This window comes from Ilyobacter polytropus DSM 2926 (genome assembly GCF_000165505.1).
GTDB lineage: Bacteria > Fusobacteriota > Fusobacteriia > Fusobacteriales > Fusobacteriaceae > Ilyobacter > Ilyobacter polytropus.
This window is the reverse complement of sequence record NC_014633.1, coordinates 527,977-543,010: the sequence shown is the minus strand read 5'-3', so window position 1 is coordinate 543,010 and position 15,034 is coordinate 527,977. Positions and strand designations below refer to the sequence as shown.

Genomic DNA, 15,034 nt, shown 5'->3' with positions numbered 1-15,034 from the left:
AAATTCTATAGGGGCTTTTGTTATATACTTCTAAAATAAAAATCCTGCCCTAAGGCAGGAATTCAAATCAATTTAATTATTGAGCTGTAACGTTAGAAGCTTGTGGTCCTTTTTGACCTTGAGTGATTTCAAAAGTTACTTGCTCACCCTCTTCTAAAGTTTTGAATCCAGGTTTGTTGATTTGAGAGAAGTGTACGAATACATCTGTTCCATCTTCAGAAGTGATGAATCCGAATCCTTTTTCTTGATTAAACCATTTAACTGTTCCGTTTACCATTTGTAATACCTCCGTAAAATACTATTTTTAAATAGAAATAATGACTCATATAACCAATTTTTCAAGTATTAACCAAAGGTAAAACATACTGAAATTAGATATTAAGCTTACTCTATTACAAAATAATTATACACCCTATAATTGCTTTTGTCAACATTTTAAAATATAAAAATAACTTATTATATTTCTTTCATCTCAAGTGTAGAGCCCAATTTAACTTGTGTTAAAGTTAATTTTAAGATATACTTTAAGAAAGTGATGTATATCTTAAAATGGAGGTAATTAATATGACAGATAGTATGTTTCCTTTTATAATATCCTTCTTGATAATTTTCTTGATTTTTCTTGTAGTTAGGTCGTTTTGGTTATGGTACTGGAATATCAGCAAAAGAGTATCCAATCAGGAAGAGATTATAAAGTTACTCTCAGAAAATAACAGACTTTTAAGGGAATTTTTATCAAGAAAATAACAAATATTTATACTAAATTTACAAGATGAGTTCTAAATACCTGGCTTTATTTGTCTCAAAGATTTTATTTACTGATTGTTTGATATTGATTCTTGCGTAAATTTAAATTCTATAGTAAAATATGTCTTATTAAATTTAAAAGGATGTATGTTTAATGAAAGACAAGACAAAAGCAATTTTATTTATGATATTTTCTGGATTCGCATTTGGGTTCATGGGAGCCACAGTAAAACTTTCAGGAAATATTCCTGTATTTGAAAAAGTTTTTTTTAGGAATTTGGTAAGCTTGCTAGTTGCATTTTACATGATAAAAAAATCTAAAGTAAGTATTTTTGGAAAAATGGAAAATCAAAAATTTTTAATGCTGAGATCTATAATGGGACTTTTAGGAGTATTTGCTAATTTTTATGCTATAAATCACCTTGTATTAGCTGATTCTACAATGCTAAATAAACTTTCTCCATTTTTTGTTACAATATTTGCATTTATCTTCTTAAAAGAAAAACTGTCAAAAATTCAAATACCAGCATTGATTTTAGCATTTTCCGGAGCCCTTCTTATAATCAAGCCGCAGTTTAGCTTAGAAGTCCTTCCGGCTCTTTCAGGGGCCTTTTCAGGAATGTGTGCTGGAGCTGCCTATACCGTAATAAGATACTTGAAGGGTAAAGAGGAACCGGCAACGATTATATTTTACTTCTCTCTTGTTTCGGTACTTGGGACCATACCGTTTTTACTTTTAAATTTCCAAGTTCCTTCAAATTATCAGTTGCTGTATCTCCTGGGAACAGGTGTCTTTGCAGCCCTAGGACAGTTTATGATAACCTTGGCGTATAAATATGCACCGGCATCAGAAGTCTCAATTTATAATTATTTTAGTGTGATCTCTTCTGGAATTATCGGATTTATTTTATGGGGTGAGATACCGGATTTAAAAAGTATATCAGGTGCTGTAATTATTACCCTTGTGGCAGTTTTCTCGTTTTTTTACATAAAAAAAGAGGAGAGCAAAGTCCTAAAAACCTCTGTGTAGGTATGGACTGCTTTCCTTTTTCATATTTAAATATAATAAATATTGGCACTGTTTTCATTGTGCTTATTCTTAAGATCCTCTATACTTGTATTATCTATTATTTGATTTATACTCTTTTCTATAGTATCCCAGACCTCTTTTTGTATCGTATAACTTGTATCCTCTATTCTGTAATTTTTAGGTACTGCACTCTCGATATCTTCTAAGGCCCTAAGCACATCTCCCACCTTTATTTCTTTAGGACTTCTAGAGAGTAAATAGCCCCCTTGCGATCCTTTTACACTTATCAATATTCCACTTTTTTTAAGAGCTGAAAAAATCTGCTCTAAATATCTTTTTGAAATATTTTCTTTTTCTGCCACCTCTTTAACGCTCACTTTTTTTTCTATGTTTCCCGCCATGTAAATCAAAGCTATCAGGCCGTAATGTCCTTTATTTGTTCCGATCATAATGCCTCCTAAAATACAGTCGTTCTATAGGAATTTAATTCTAAACTAATATTATCACACATAAAATTTTGAGTCAAATTCCTGCTGTATTTTAGGGATGATAAAAGTCCCGCGAAAAATCACGGGACTTTTATCAATTATACTATGCCACCTAAGAGGGCATTCATATCGTCTACAGACAGACCCCTTAGATTTGCCAACTCTTTTAGCTGGTCATAACTTATTTTTCCTGGATCAAAATAAAAACTATTTGGATTAGATACATATAATCCGCATACAGATGACAAAGGAGTCATGGCATAATTACTCGAGAGCTTAGCACCAGTTTCCGCACCATCTACAAGTTTAAATATCTCTTTTTTCATAGAATGATCTGGAACCGATGGATAACCTATGGCTGGTCTTATATTCACCCTCCATATATTGTCATTTACATATTTTTCCATCCACTCTGATGCCGCTTCTGCAAGCCTAGTCCCTAAAAGCTGATATATAATTGATTCATAATCATCACTACCAGCTATCTCAGGCACAGATATTACAAAGGCCCCTATATGATCCTCTTTTGAGAAGAAATCAGCCATGGAAATTGTCTCATTTCCAATCTGACTTCTGACCATAGGCAGTTCGTAATCTTTCTCTCCACTGACTATAAGGGTATCCTCATCTTTGAAAAGGTTAAATATACCAAAGGCACATTTTGCCTTTATGTTCATATCTTTCATTTTTGAGAGAATTTCTTTAGATTCATCCAATACTTTTTTCTCCTGAGTATTTCCCTTAGACTTTAGTGCATGTAAGAGCATATCCCAGTCTATCAGTGGCTCTAAGTCTTCTAACGCTATCTCTATAAATTGTTTTCCAATCTCTTTAGGATACTCTATGGCATTGTCTAATTTTTTTCTTCTTTTTCTGGCTTCTTCTAAAGAGTGCATCTCTTTCTTGTTTTTATTTTTCAAATAAGCATCTCTGAGATACTCTGCTTTCTTTTTTCTTTCATCAAGAAAATCTGATTTTTTTTCAGACATCAATGATGATACCACTGGAAGTGTCCCTGAGGCATCTGTTACATGTATTACTCTACCAGAATACTTAGGTTCGATTCTTACTGCAGTACTTAGTTCTGAAGCCGCCGCACCTCCTATTAGAAGGGGTATATCCATATTTTGTTCAGCCATCATTTCTGCCACTTTTTCCATCTCCATAAGAGAAGGGGTAATAAGACCACTCAATGTAACCATATCTACATCATGCCTTAGAATAGCTTCTAATATCTGATCCTTAGGAACCATAACACCAAGGTCCACAACATCAAAGCCATTACACTTTAATACAGTACCAACGATATTTTTCCCTATATCATGAACATCTCCTTCTACTGTTGCCATAAGGACTTTTCCCTTTACATTTTTTTCTTTTCCTCCTGCCTCTATAAGAGGAGTTAGGAACTCCACAGCTTTTTCCATAACTGCTGCTGACCTAAGTATCTGTGGAAGGAAAAGTTCACCCTTTTCAAAAAGAGCTCCTACCTCTTCCATTCCCTCCATCAGAACTTCCTGTATAACTTGAAGAGGTGAGTATTTTTCGAGAGCAGTCTTGATATCGTCCTCTATACCCTGGCTTCTTCCCTTAAGGAGATAATCCTTGAGCCTTTCCTCTACAGTTACAGGCTTTATTTCTGCGGTTTTCTTTGCCGACTTCTCAAATGAGAGATTCAGAATTTCATCTACTGCATTTTTATCTCCAGCAAGAAGGTTTTCCACAGCTTTTCTAACCTCAGGAGTTATGTTTCCTGGATCTTCTCCCGGATTTACTATAGCCATGGTCATGCCGGCCTTTTCTCCCTCTTCTAGGAAGATCTTATGAATAGTATGTCTTAGGATATTATTACCTCTAAAAGCAAAGGAAAGATTACTAACCCCTCCGCTGACTCCTGCACCGGGAAGGTTTTCTTTTATCCATTTAACACTATCTATAAAGTCTACCCCGTGCATTCTGTCTTCCTCTGTTCCTGTTCCTACAGTGAGGACATTTGGATCAAAGATAATATCCTCGGCCGGGAAATTATTTGAAGTCAAAAGCTCATAAGCTCTTTTACAGATTTCTTTTTTTCTCTCTGAGCTTACAGCCTGTCCTTTTTCATCAAAGGCCATAACCACAAGGGCTGCACCAAACTTTCTCACAACTGCTGCTTTTCTCAGAAATTCATGCTCTCCATCTTTTAAACTGATAGAGTTTACAATACCTTTTCCTGCGAGATTTTCAAGACCTTTTTCTATTACATCAAAGTTTGAAGAGTCTATCATTATAGGGAGTTTTGATAAAATCATATCATTTTGCAAAAGTCTTATAAATTTTTCCATCTCTTCTACAGAATCAAGAAGGGCATCATCTAGATTTATATCTAAAATTTTAGCTCCTTTTTCTACCTGAGTTCTAGCTATGTCTAGAGCCTCATCATAGCTTTCTTCTCTAATCAATCTAGCAAATTTTCTAGACCCTGAGACGTTATTTCTCTCTCCTACTACAAGAAACTCTTCATGCAGACTTACAGTATCATTTCCAGATACAATACCTGCCAGGTTTTCCATAGAAGTTTTTCTTGGGGATTTGCCTTGAGCAAGTTCTGCCATGACTTTTATATGCTCTGGCGTTGTTCCGCAGCATCCCCCTAGGATATTTATATCTTTATTTTCTATGAGTTCCTTTACATATGACCCTGTCATGTGAGGTGTCTCGTCATATTCACCTTTTTCATTTGGCAGACCGGCATTTGGGTAAAGTGATATATTTTTTTTTGTAAGTTTTCCAAGTTTCTTTATTAGTGGAATAAGCTCCTTGGCACCAAAAGAGCAGTTTAATCCATAGGAAATAATAGAATCTCTGTCGATTGCCACGATGAGGGACTCTATACTCTGACCAGAGAGAAGTTTTCCGTTGACGTCTACTGTCCCTGATATCATTATAGGAAGTTTCTCTCCCTTTTCTTCTAGGACTTCTTCTATGGCAATGACTGCAGCCTTTGCATTGAGACCGTCAAATATTGTCTCTATAAGAAAGGCATCTACACCGCCGTCAAATAAGCCAAGTGCCTGCTCTTTATAGGCAGCTTTTAGTTCTGAATAGGATACCTCTCTTCCGAAGGGATCTCCCCCTGTTGGTATAGAGGCACTCTTACTAGTAGGCCCCATGGAACCAGCTACAAATATTCTTTTTTTGTTATCATATTCATACTTTCTAGCAGCTTTAACTGCTAGCTCAGCACCGGCTTTTGAAAGATCGTAGGATTTTTCCTCCAGTCCGTATTCTCTCATTGATATTCTATTGCTGTTAAAAGTGTTTGTCTCTATTATATCAGCTCCGGCTTCTAAGTATGAAAGGTGTATTTCCTCTAAAACCTCTGGTTTAGTAAGGTTTAGAAGTTCATTGCAGCCCCTTAGGCTTCCTTTAATATGAGAAAAGAGTTCTCCTCTAAAGTCAGATTCTTCAAGAGAATAATTCTGAATAGCCGTACCCATAGCTCCATCCAGTATAAGTATTTTTTCTTTTAGTAATTCTCTCATTTTATTCCTCCTCTATAAGCTTCTTGTGCAGGGCATTTTGAGCCTTGTTCAAGTCCTCCTCTGTGATGATGCATGAAATATTGATCTCAGAACATGACACTGCATGTATCTCAATTCCCTCTTTTTCTAAGATTTCAAATACAGAAGCTGCGATCCCCTTTGATCTTACCCCTAGACCGATTACAGAAACCTTAGCCAATCCTTTTTCCACTAGAATTTCATCTTCTGGTGAAGATATTGTATTCAAAGCTTCCACTGCTTCTTCAAAATAATCCTCTTTTACTATGCAGGTTATCTCATCTCCGCCATTTGTTTCCATTGTATGAGTTATAAGATCTATATTTATACCTTTTTTAGAAATAGTATTAACAGTTTCCGAAAGACGTAGTTTGTCGCTTTTATAACTTATTCTTACAAGATTACCAAATCCGCTAATTCCTCTAATTACAGCACTTTCCACTTTCTCATCACTCCTTACAAAAGTTCCTTCCTGCCAGTCAAAAGCAGATCTCAGATGAATTTCTATTCCGTATTTTGCCCCAAGCTCCACACTTCGCGTATGGAGAACCTTTGCTCCAGAACCAGCTAGCTCGATCATTTCGCTAAAGGATACCTCTTTGTGTTTTATTGCCCCCGGTATTATCTGAGGATTTGCACTGTATATACCGTTTACATCAGTATAGATGTCCACTGACTTACATCCCAAAGCAGCTGCAATAGCCACTGCCGAGGTATCAGAACCGCCTCTTCCAAGAGTGGTTATATTTCCATCTTCACACACACCCTGAAATCCAGGTACAATAATTACATAGCCCTCAGCTATTTTTTCTCTTATTAGATCAGTATTTACAGACTGTATTCTAGCTTCATTATGATTTCCACAGGTTACTATACCAAGCTGTGAAGCCGTATAGGAGATTGCCTTTACCCCTACTTCCTTAAGAGCCATTGCAAGGAGAGCTATAGATACCTGTTCTCCCGTTGAAAGAAGTACGTCAAATTCCCTTCCCTTGGGAACTTCCGAAATCTCTTTTGCTCTTTTGATAAGACTGTCAGTCATTCCGCTAGGAGCAGATACTATTACGACAATATCCTCGTTTTCTTTTTTTCTCTCTGCAATTCTAGCTGCTATCTCTTTTAGCCGTGCAGAGTCTTTTACAGATGTTCCACCGTATTTCTCTACTGTAATGGACATATTTACCCCCCCCCGTTTTTTCTCTGTACATTTATAAAAATGCTAAGTTATTTTTTACAGACATTAAAATTTTTGAGTTTAAATTTATATAAATTCTTTTATCTATTTTACCTCTTATCCGAGATATTACTAAACTTTTTTTCTCTTATGTGACTCAGCCATTTATAGTAAAATTCTTTCCTGTGACTGTCCCACTTCATAGGCGGCTCTTTTTTAGGATCGTCTTCTGGAAAATAATTTTTAGGAAATAAATTTTGATCTCTGCTGTACTCATATTTCAGCCTTTCCCTCTGATACTCCCCATGCCCACTAATATAAAACTCTCTGTAATCACGATCAGATGCCATATAAACCCCAGCTTCATCAGATTCTGCAAGTATTCTCAGACCGGCATTTTTTATGTCTTTACTGCTGTTTTGGGTATTCCTAGAGTGAGGAGCCCAAAATTCACCAGATACAAAGGGGTTTTTATTTGTCCTGTGCCTGAATATACCCAAAAGTTTTTCATTTAATGTAAATTTTTCTATCCCGTATTTAACATATAAAGCTGCCTGAGCTCCCCAACATATATAAAGTGCCGGAAGTTTATTAGATTTTATGAGATTTTTTATTTCATCCCAGTAATTAACCTTTTGAAAGTCCAAGAGCTCTACAGGAGCCCCAGTCATTATGATGGCGTCATAGTTTCTGTTATTTAGTTCGCCTAGGGGATAATAGTTATCCTTTATATAGGAGCCGTCTGTATTTTTGAAAACATGATTTTCCGGATACAAAAACTCCACTTCCACACTTATATCAAATCTTCCCAGTACAGCATAAAATTGGTACTCAACCTCCTCCTTAAAAGGCATGAGGTTGATAATACCAATTTTTAATTCCCCTTTATTTTCTTTAAATCTAATTCCCTCTTTTTCGGCTCTCTCTCTGCCCGAAAGGGAGGGAGCTCCAGCGATACAACACATCTTACTGTCCCCCTATAAAGCAATTCTCAGATTTGCTATTGCATCCATTATCTTTTGTGTAGTGTCCACCTTATTCATTGTATAGAGGTGGATTCCGTCTACTCCTGAAGATATAAGATCCACTATCTGCTCTACGGCATAGGCTATACCGGCATCCTTTAGAGCCTCAGGATTATTTTCATATCTATCTAATATTCTCTGAAATTTTGGTGGGATAGAGCTTCCACAAAGAGCCGTTATCCTCTTTATCTGTCTAGCGTCTGTTACTGGCATTATACCCGCCACAAGTGGTACATCTATCTCTAGCTTTTTTGCTTTTTCTTTGAAGTCATAGAAATAAGAGTTGTCAAAGAAAATCTGGGAGATAAGAAAATCAGTTCCCTCTTCTGCCTTTCTTTTTAGATGAAAAAGATCCATGAGGTCGTTGCTTTCTTGATGCCCCTCTGGATAGAAGGCCCCTCCTATTGAGAACCCCCCCCTTTCCTTGATCTGCTTTACAAGTTGGTGTGCATACTTAAAATCCCCTTCAGGAATGCTTCCGTCATTTGGGTAATCTCCCCTTAAGGCTAGGACATTGTTTATACCATTTTCCTTTAGTTCATCTAAAATTCCGTCTATCTCTACCTTATCTGCCCCTATACAAGTAAGGTGAGCCAAAACCTCTACATTGTTAACTTTTTTAATCCTAGATGCTATCTCTACAGTTCTCCCACGGGTAGTACCCCCTGCACCGTATGTTACACTGATAAAATCCGGACTAAGTTTCACCAATTCGTCAATGGTGTCATAGACCTTTTCCACAGGATATCTTTCATTTGGAGGAAATATCTCAAAGGATATTACCGGTTTTTTGCTTTCATATATATCTTTTATAAACATGATGCCCCCTATTTTTATGTTTGAAATTTATGAATTATCTGGTAGCTTCTATTGCCTTTTGAAGATCCTCTATAAGGTCGTCGATGTTTTCAAGTCCTACAGAGATTCTGATCGTATCTGTACCTATACCGCATTCCTTAAGTGCTTCTTCACTTAGTTGTCCGTGAGTAGTGCTAGCAGGATGTATTATAAGTGACTTGGCGTCGGCCACATTTGCAAGATGAGAAAAGATATCTAGTTTTTCTATAAATTTAGCCGCCCTTTCTCTGTCACCTTTTAAACCGAAGGTGAATATAGAACAAGCTCCCTTTGGAAGATATTTTTTTACAAGATTTTGCTGATCTTCATCATCACTTACTTCAGGGTGACTAACCCAGTTTACATCATCGTTATTTTTTAAGAACTGAGCAATTTTTCTTGCATTTTCCACATGTCTTTCTACTCTCAGTGAAAGAGTTTCTATCCCCTGTAAAATCAGGAAAGAATTAAAAGGTGAAAGTGCAGCTCCTGTATCCCTAAGTAGTTTAACCCTCGTCTTTAGTATATATGCCGCCGCTCCAAGGTCAGCATACTTTAGACCATGGTAACCTGGGTCTGGTTCGTTAAATGCTGTAAATCTTTCGTTTTTCCAGTCAAATTTTCCTCCGTCTACAATGAGTCCTGCTATAGTCGTCCCGTGCCCCCCTAGGAATTTTGTAGCAGAGTATACTACAATGTCTGCCCCGTGGTCTAAAGGTCTCAAAAGATAAGGAGTGGCAAAGGTATTATCTACAATTAGCGGAAGACCGTTTTCATGGGCTATCTCTGCTATTTTTTGAATGTCCAACACTTCACCGCTTGGATTTCCAAGACTTTCTATAAATACGGCCTTTGTTTTTTCGTTTATCAAACCTCTTATTTCCTCGGGATTCACAGGATCAAAGAATCTGGCTTTGACTCCGAAATCGTTGATTGTATTTGAAAGAAGGTTGAAAGAACCCCCGTAAAGGTTATTTGAAGAAACTACTTCATCACCGCATCTAGCTACATTCAGTATAGAATAAGTAACGGCAGAAGTTCCAGAAGCTACTGCAAGAGCCCCTACTCCCCCTTCTAAAAGAGCTATTCTCTCTTCTAGTACAGCTGTAGTTGGGTTTCCTATTCTCGTATATATATTTCCAGGTTCCTCTAAAGCAAATAACTTTGCAGCATGTTCTGTGCTCTCAAAATTATAAGAAGTAGTTTGGTAAATAGGTACCGCTCTAGATCCAGTAGTCGGGTCTGGTTGCTGTCCTCCGTGTAATTGTAAAGTTTCAAATTTGTGTGCCATGTTTAATTCCCCCTTAATGTCATTAGTTTAATTGTGTCACAAAAGCCTAATATAAAGCCTCTGTAAAAATAAGATAAAATGGAGGCAACGGGATTTTATAAAAAAAACCCTTTCATCTAAGTCAGATGAAAGGGTTGGTTACTCTAAAATTAGCCCTATTGCCATCTGTCAGGAATTAGCACCACACCTGAATAGGTAGGTTGCTGAGGTATCTCCGGGCCTGTCCCTACACCTCTCTTGATGGATAAACCCTTTATTCTAGGGTTTACATATTTTAATACTGGTTCACTTGTTTCTCTGTTGTTGATAGTTACTTTACCACAAAGGTAAAGAAGTGTCAATATTTTTTTAAAAATACAACCTAATTTTAAAAATCTAAAGTTAAAAAAAAAGGGGTTATCTAAATAAACCCTAAATTTTCATGAAGGAGGAAATCTCTGAGATTGGTATCTCAAAAGTTATTATTCCTGCTTCGTAAGATGCTAGGGTATAGGGGTTAAAAAACACAACTAAAGAGTCACCCTCAAAATAAAAACTATACTCTTCATCGGGAATATTTATATCAGCATAATATAAATCCCCTCCGTATTTTATTATCTGTTCTTCCACCTTTTGTTTGATGAGTCCCTTGTAGTTGATGTTGCCTTTAAATATATCCTTCAGAAAAATTTCTTTTCCGTTTTTAAAATTATACCCTTCTTCTAGTATCATGCCGTGGGATCCACCTGTAAAATAAAAAGTCTTAACTAGATAACTGTCTATTTTGCTCTCATTATCTATCTTCTTAAAATCACTTTTTAAAATAAATTTACCATCTCTATTATCTGGATTTTCAAGACGGTTTTTATTTGATTCCATCTTTATCATTTCCATTAGGGCTCTAAAGCCGCCTTTTACCTTGTTGCTAGAATTACCGATGTATTTTCCTTTATTATAAAAAACAGGTATTTTACCATCTATCATAAGATACTGATTTTCAAGTTTTATATTTGATTTTTTTGTCTCTACTGAAAACATATTTTGAAATACTGCGAATATAAAAATAAAAACTATAATTTTTTTCATTGGATAACCTCCTAAATTCTCAGTTGATTATACTCTGAAAACCACTGTTGATTCAACTTTATATTTCTAAAAGAACTGCTTTGAAGATTGTTTTTCAGATCATATTTTATAAAATCTTTTATTTGATCTAGAGGTATTTTAAACTTTTCCCATCCGTCGTAATATGGAGGAGCCCCTTTTACTATTAGCTCCACCACAAGGTTTTTATCTTCTAAATAAAAGCCTCCGTAATCAATATCTAAAATTATATCATTTGGGTAAATGTTTACAGATTCTCCGATTTTTGTCTGGCGGACCCTTTTACGAATCATATTTTCAATTATTTTTTTTACCTGGTATACTCCTTCACTGGGATTTATGAATATATCCTCCCGTGAATAAAACTCTCCGTCTAATGGGGAAAGGGTATAACTGTAGGTTCTTATCTGAGCATCATAACCGTCTAAAAAGTACCTGTTTTTTACAATTAAAATAACCATCTTAGAATCACTAACTCTCACAGTATATTCACCTTTTAATGTAACCTCAGGCTCTTTTGAGTCGGTCAATTCTCTAAAGTTTTTTTTAGAATCTTTTTCTATCTGAATTTCAAGTTCTTTTAGCCGCTCCATTATCACCTTGTTTGTTTTGTCCACCTTGGTATCCCCTATAAGATAGGGAAGCTTTACATCTATATCATAGTTAGATTTTTTCTCCTTTATTATCAAAGTAGATATTCCAACTGAAAAACTTCTAAATGCTAAAACAAGAAAAATTATAAGTATAATATTTTTTTTTAAAGACATGCAGTCACCTCCAACTACTAAATTATACAGCATTATGAAAAAATAATGTATTATTTTACTAAAACTTATTTTTTTCAGATTTTTCAAATATTGAAAACATAAGAAAAGTGATCTGAATATGGACTTGATGGTTTAATTGTGTTATTCTTAATTTACAGGAAATAAGCTTAATTATTAAGAAATATTCACACAAATAAAAAACAGGAGGGATCTCTCAGATGAAAAAAATAAAGATTTTTATAATTACTATGCTTTTAGTTTTATTTACTGGACTAAATGCTGCCGATCTTAAAGTATCAAGTGAACTAGAACAAGGTACTCTAAAAAATGGTATGAAGTACTATATATACAAAAACAAAAAACCTGAAAACAAGGCTTATCTTGCATTGATCGTCAATTCCGGGTCGCTTCAGGAAGATGAAGATCAGCTTGGAATGGCTCATTTTATAGAGCACATGGCTTTTAACGGAACTAAAAGCTATCCAGGAAATATGCTTGTAAAGCACCTTCAGTCTATAGGAATGAATTTTGGGGCAGATTTAAATGCCTTTACTGGTTTTGGCAGAACTATATATAAGCTTCATGTTCCAACAGACAGAACAGAGGAATTTGAAAAATCCTTTGAGATATTAAAAGAATGGGCTAATGATATTACTTTTTATCCAAAAGATACAATAGATGAGAGAGGTGTTATCCTAGAAGAGTGGAGACTGATGCAGGGACTATCCCAGAGAATTTCAGATGCACAGAAAAAAGCCGTTTACGGTGAATCTAGATTTACTGAACGGTTTCCAATAGGAGACCCTGAGATTATAAAAAATGCCAATCCAAAACTGCTTAAGAGATATTATCATAAATGGTACCACCCTGAAAATATTGCCGTAGTTGCAGTGGGAGACTTTGATAAAAATCATGTAAAAACTCTTGTTGAAAAATATTTTAACTATGAATCAAAATACACTTTTAAAAAGAGCCTTGAATATAGAATAGGTGAATCAAATGGTGAAATTACAATTTTTAAAGACCCAGAGATAACATCTGTAACCTTTGATGTGCTTACAAAAGACAGACTAGAACCGATACAAGACCGTGAGAGTTATAAAAGAGCCATTATAGAAGAAATTGCCACAGGAATTCTTCAAAGTCGGTTTGACAGTATTTCAAAAAAAGCCTCTCCTACTATAGGTGAGGGATACAGCTATCTGGTAAACCTTGGAAAACACGATACTGTGCAGATTACAGGAGCTATGCTAAAGGAAAAAGATATCCAGTCAGGAATAGCTGAAGTTATTACCCAAATGAAAAAACTATCTGTCTATGGCCCTGCTTCCTGGGAGATAGACGGAGAAAAAGCCGAACTTTCAATGTATATGGAAAACGCATATAAAAATAGAGAGAGTAAGGAACACAGCGAGATTGCCTCTGAGATAATAGCAGACTATCTAGAAGGGTATATCTTTACAGATATAGAGAATGAAGCAGAAGTCTTCAACGAGATCATAAAAGAAATATCCTATAAGGATATCCTGAAAAAGGCTCATGAAATATATGAAAATTCAAACAAAGCATTTTTTCTAACTGCACCTCAAAAGAAAAATCTGTATATACCTTCTAAGGGTGAGATAGAAAAAATAATTGAACATGCTAAAAATAAAAAACTATTAGGAATTGAAAAAAATAATCAAAAGCCTGTTTTGAAGATAAATGAGTTTTCCTCTGGGAAAATACTAGATAAGAAAGAAGAAAAAGATTTTATACGTTACAAGCTTTCAAATAATATGGAGGTAATCCTAAAAGAAACTGATTTTGACAGAGATAAAATACTTATAAAACTCTTCAGCAAGGGGGGAAGTTCCCTCATGGATGAAAAGGGATATATAGCATCAAGATTAGCTCTGCCAGTAATAATATCCTCTGGCATAGGAAACCTTTCTCCTGTGGAAACAGATATTTTTATGAAGGGGAAAAATATACAGTTTCACCCCTATATATCCGATTACTCTGAGGGAATAAATATCGAAACAGACAGAGATAACCTTGTCACTGCCTTAGAAATTTTGAATATATTTCTTACCAGTCCTAAGATTGATAAGGACATATACAATAATTTTATGGAACTTCAAAAACAACGTATAAATAACAGGAAAAATTCACCTAAGACACTATATAGAGATAAAATAAAAGAAACTGTGTCTCAGAACCACCCAAGAAGAAAGCCACTGACCTTAGAGGACTTAGATAAGGTCAATGAAAAGGATTTTATAGAGGCTTTTAGAGGCAGATTCTCTAGTATAGGGGATTTTCAGGCTGTCATTGTAGGAAGCACCAAAGATATGGATATGGAAAATCTTGTGCAAAAGTATTTAGCTGGAATTCCTTCAAAAGATATTTCAGAGCTTCCTAAAAATTTGGATGTTAATTTTCCAAAGGGAATAACAAAAGAAAGTGTAAAAAAAGGTACTGATAAAAAAGTATCTGTAAATTTGATCTATCCCTATAAAGGGAAATATACATATGAAAACAGGGTAAAATACCTAGGTATTTCAAAAATACTGGATATGATTTTATTAGAAGAGATAAGAGAAAAAATAGGAGGAATTTACACAATCTATGCTGATACAGAGTTAAGTCCCCTTAACTTTGGGGAAAATTACCTCACAATATCTTACAGCACCGACCCTAAAAAAGCTGATATGGTTACTGAGGAGATAAAAAATGTTCTTAAAAATGCTCTAGAGGGAAATTTTGAGGACAGGATAATAAAAAGTGTCGTTGAAAACTATGCCTTTAATTATGACTCCATCTTGAAAAAAAATGAGTTCTGGATTGATTATATAAGTAAGAGAGAGGAGTTTGGAGACAATTTCAGAATTTTCCCTCCTGAAAAATATAAAAAGACACTCAGCAGACAAAATATGCTGAAATTTATGAACTCTGCTGTGGATTTAGATAATTATATTGAAGTAAGACTGATACCTGAAAAATCAGAATAGAAATTTATCTGTTTAAGCTAACTTGTGATATATTAAAGGAGTGTAAATAAGAAATAA

General features: G+C 35.1%; 11 protein-coding genes and 1 riboswitch. Of the genes, 2 read left to right on the top strand and 9 right to left on the bottom strand.

All coding sequences use genetic code 11. The annotated features are described in order from the left end of the window. Positions 1-76: 76 nt before the first annotated feature. Positions 77-277 (bottom strand): cold-shock protein, encoded by a 201-nt coding sequence (locus tag ILYOP_RS12430; protein WP_013388848.1) that lies wholly within the window; start codon positions 275-277, stop codon positions 77-79. A 624-nt stretch (positions 278-901) separates the two neighbouring features. On the opposite strand from ILYOP_RS12430, the gene ILYOP_RS12420 reads away from it, so the two are divergent. Further along, entirely contained in the window at positions 902-1,777 is an 876-nt protein-coding gene (locus tag ILYOP_RS12420) for a DMT family transporter (protein WP_013388847.1), read from the top strand. Between the two features lie 26 nt (positions 1,778-1,803). On the opposite strand, the gene ILYOP_RS12415 is transcribed toward ILYOP_RS12420, so the two are convergent. The 8 genes from ILYOP_RS12415 to ILYOP_RS12380 form a co-directional block, all read right to left on the bottom strand. Continuing rightward, a complete protein-coding gene (locus ILYOP_RS12415; RefSeq protein WP_013388846.1) occupies positions 1,804-2,226 on the bottom strand; it encodes an RrF2 family transcriptional regulator in 423 nt (140 codons plus the stop codon). A 137-nt stretch (positions 2,227-2,363) separates the two neighbouring features. Next, positions 2,364-5,789, bottom strand: coding sequence for a methionine synthase (metH, locus tag ILYOP_RS12410; RefSeq protein WP_013388845.1), 3,426 nt, complete (start codon positions 5,787-5,789; stop codon positions 2,364-2,366). Position 5,790: 1 nt separating this feature from the next. Then, the gene (locus ILYOP_RS12405; RefSeq protein ID WP_013388844.1) at positions 5,791-6,984 is read right to left on the bottom strand and encodes an aspartate kinase; all 1,194 of its coding nucleotides are present in this window, start codon (positions 6,982-6,984) and stop codon (positions 5,791-5,793) included. Between the two features lie 107 nt (positions 6,985-7,091). Next, complete coding sequence (locus tag ILYOP_RS12400; RefSeq protein WP_013388843.1) at positions 7,092-7,946, bottom strand: homoserine O-acetyltransferase; 855 nt, start codon at positions 7,944-7,946, stop codon at positions 7,092-7,094. Between the two features lie 12 nt (positions 7,947-7,958). Then, positions 7,959-8,825, bottom strand: coding sequence for a methylenetetrahydrofolate reductase [NAD(P)H] (gene metF, locus ILYOP_RS12395; RefSeq protein ID WP_013388842.1), 867 nt, complete (start codon positions 8,823-8,825; stop codon positions 7,959-7,961). A 34-nt stretch (positions 8,826-8,859) separates the two neighbouring features. Next, complete coding sequence (locus ILYOP_RS12390) at positions 8,860-10,134, bottom strand: O-acetylhomoserine aminocarboxypropyltransferase/cysteine synthase family protein (RefSeq protein WP_013388841.1); 1,275 nt, start codon at positions 10,132-10,134, stop codon at positions 8,860-8,862. Between the two features lie 158 nt (positions 10,135-10,292). Then, positions 10,293-10,381, bottom strand: a riboswitch (SAM riboswitch). A gap of 164 nt (positions 10,382-10,545) precedes the next feature. Further along, a complete protein-coding gene (locus ILYOP_RS12385; RefSeq protein ID WP_013388840.1) occupies positions 10,546-11,199 on the bottom strand; it encodes a DUF3298 and DUF4163 domain-containing protein in 654 nt (217 codons plus the stop codon). A gap of 11 nt (positions 11,200-11,210) precedes the next feature. Further along, positions 11,211-11,984: a hypothetical protein gene (locus ILYOP_RS12380; RefSeq protein WP_013388839.1), complete on the bottom strand. Its 774-nt coding sequence runs from the start codon at positions 11,982-11,984 to the stop codon at positions 11,211-11,213. A 218-nt stretch (positions 11,985-12,202) separates the two neighbouring features. Between ILYOP_RS12380 and ILYOP_RS12375 the strand changes: the two genes are divergently transcribed. After that, a complete protein-coding gene (locus ILYOP_RS12375) occupies positions 12,203-14,977 on the top strand; it encodes a M16 family metallopeptidase (RefSeq protein ID WP_013388838.1) in 2,775 nt (924 codons plus the stop codon). Positions 14,978-15,034: the final 57 nt, after the last annotated feature.

Bases quoted from the DNA above. Each gene is read 5' to 3' on its own strand.
- ILYOP_RS12415 (WP_013388846.1), bottom strand. From the start codon at position 2,226: ATGATCGGAACAAATAAAGGACATTACGGCCTGATAGCTTTGATTTAC.
- ILYOP_RS12405 (WP_013388844.1), bottom strand. From the start codon at position 6,984: ATGTCCATTACAGTAGAGAAATACGGTGGAACATCTGTAAAAGACTCT.
- metH (WP_013388845.1), bottom strand. From the start codon at position 5,789: ATGAGAGAATTACTAAAAGAAAAAATACTTATACTGGATGGAGCTATG.
- ILYOP_RS12430 (WP_013388848.1), bottom strand. From the start codon at position 277: ATGGTAAACGGAACAGTTAAATGGTTTAATCAAGAAAAAGGATTCGGA.
- ILYOP_RS12375 (WP_013388838.1), top strand. From the start codon at position 12,203: ATGAAAAAAATAAAGATTTTTATAATTACTATGCTTTTAGTTTTATTT.
- ILYOP_RS12380 (WP_013388839.1), bottom strand. From the start codon at position 11,984: ATGTCTTTAAAAAAAAATATTATACTTATAATTTTTCTTGTTTTAGCA.
- ILYOP_RS12385 (WP_013388840.1), bottom strand. From the start codon at position 11,199: ATGAAAAAAATTATAGTTTTTATTTTTATATTCGCAGTATTTCAAAAT.
- ILYOP_RS12400 (WP_013388843.1), bottom strand. From the start codon at position 7,946: ATGTGTTGTATCGCTGGAGCTCCCTCCCTTTCGGGCAGAGAGAGAGCC.
- ILYOP_RS12420 (WP_013388847.1), top strand. From the start codon at position 902: ATGAAAGACAAGACAAAAGCAATTTTATTTATGATATTTTCTGGATTC.
- metF (WP_013388842.1), bottom strand. From the start codon at position 8,825: ATGTTTATAAAAGATATATATGAAAGCAAAAAACCGGTAATATCCTTT.
- ILYOP_RS12390 (WP_013388841.1), bottom strand. From the start codon at position 10,134: ATGGCACACAAATTTGAAACTTTACAATTACACGGAGGACAGCAACCA.